This window comes from Terrilactibacillus tamarindi (assembly GCF_009718825.1).
In the GTDB taxonomy this organism is placed as follows: Bacteria; Bacillota; Bacilli; order Bacillales; family Sporolactobacillaceae; genus Terrilactibacillus; species Terrilactibacillus tamarindi.
Window position 1 is genome coordinate 1 of the sequence record NZ_WNHB01000044.1, and the last position, 1,861, is coordinate 1,861.

1 protein-coding gene is annotated in these 1,861 nt (G+C 44.0%); it reads left to right on the forward strand.

Going from position 1 to position 1,861, the window contains the following annotated elements; genetic code table 11:
* Positions 1–525 precede the first annotated feature (525 nt).
* Complete coding sequence (gene ltrA / locus GMB86_RS15235) at positions 526–1,785, forward strand: group II intron reverse transcriptase/maturase (protein ID WP_155221388.1); 1,260 nt, start codon at positions 526–528, stop codon at positions 1,783–1,785.
* The last annotated feature ends 76 nt before the right edge of the window (positions 1,786–1,861 follow it).

A 1,861-nucleotide genomic window follows, 5' to 3' on the forward strand; every position in this document is an offset into this window, starting at 1 on the left:
TAGGGTTCAAGTCCCGAACCATGAAGGCAGTAGTAGTGGTTAGCCTAAGACAAGGGTGTCCACCGTAAGATGGAATCTGAAGGAAGTCGGCGGCAAATCTCCGCCCTTAGGTACACGAACTTCATATAAGGCTAGGTATGCTTGGGTGAGACTGCGAAACAAGCCAAAGCCCATACTGCCAAAGGGCATACAGAGTAAATGAAGAGGGGACATGGAGAGGAAGAATGCGTGCTTACCCTGGGAGGTCTGATCGAAACGCACAACTCATTGTGTAACTGAACATGAGAATGTTCACTGAACGATCAGAAGTCAGCAGAAGCCATAGTAATGGGCATTTCTAGAATACCCATGAAGGGCTGAATCATTTAGGAAGAGTTGTCACTTTAAGTACGCAACACTTGATGAAGCAGAAACAATCTATCCTTCCTAATGGAGGAAACGGTGAATCCCGTGGGGGACATTAGAAGGGCTGAAAGACGTTGCCACACAAGAAGAACCAGACAATTCACGTGGGAGTTAGATAACATGTTGGATCAGATCCTATCACGAGAGAACTTAATACTCGCACTAAAACGTGTAGAGAAAAATAAAGGAAGTCATGGTGTGGATGGTATGTCCGTACAAAACCTACGAGAGCATATCATGGAACACTGGACGTACTTAAAGGAACAAATTCAAGAGGGAACCTATCAACCTCAACCCGTTCGTCGTGTCGAAATCCCGAAACCCAACGGTGGGAAGAGAAAACTAGGTATTCCTACCGTGATAGACCGATTCATCCAACAAGCGATAGCACAAGTTCTAACAAAGATATATGACCCAACCTTCTCGACTAACAGTTATGGATTCCGTCCAAACAAACGAGGGCATGATGCGGTAAGACAAGCAAGAAGATACATTAAGGAAGGACATCGCTGGGTAATTGATATGGACTTAGAAAAGTTCTTTGATAAAGTCAACCATGACCGGCTCATGCGAACGCTAAGCAAGCGAATTCAAGACCCCAATCTATTGAGGCTCATTCGTAGATATCTACAATCAGGTATTATGGAAGACGGTCTTGTCAGACCTAATACCGAAGGAGCGCCTCAAGGCGGACCATTAAGTCCGCTATTATCGAATATCGTTTTAGACGAATTGGACAAAGAACTTGAAAGACGAGGACTTCACTTCGTCCGCTATGCGGACGATTGTAATATCTACATTCGCTCCCATAGAGCTGGTCAAAGAGTGATGAAAGGTATCACTCAATTTATCGAAGATAAATTAAAACTCAAAGTCAATGAACAGAAAAGTGCGGTAGACCGCCCGTGGAAACGCAAATTCCTCGGATTTTCATTCACCTTTCATAAGGAGAATCCGAAGATACGGATATCCAAAGAGAGTATCAAGCGATTTAAGCATCGAATAAAACGCTTAACGTCAAGAAAGAAATCCATCAGTATGGAAGAAAGAATTAAGATACTGAATCGATATCTCTTAGGCTGGCTGGGGTACTATCAATTAGCAGACACGCCTACCATACTTAAATCCTTGGACAGTTGGATAAGAAGAAGACTGCGCATGATACGCTGGAAAGAATGGAAGAAAGTCCAAACGAGATACAAGAATCTTAAGAGGCTTGGCATTAATCGAGGAAAAGCGTGGGAATGGGCAAACACAAGAAAGGCTTATTGGCGAGTAGCCAAAAGCCCAATCTTGCATGTAGCCATCGGTGATCAATACTGGATCCACCAAGGACTCAAGAGTCTATTTAATCGTTATCAAACAAAGCGTTTGACCTAAATGAAACCGCCGTATACCGAACGGTACGTACGGTGGTGTGAGAGGTCGGGGGTTAATCACCCCCTCCTACTCGATT

Coding starts and splice junctions, on each gene's coding strand:
- ltrA (WP_155221388.1), top strand. CDS start 526: ATGTTGGATCAGATCCTATCACGAGAGAACTTAATACTCGCACTAAAA.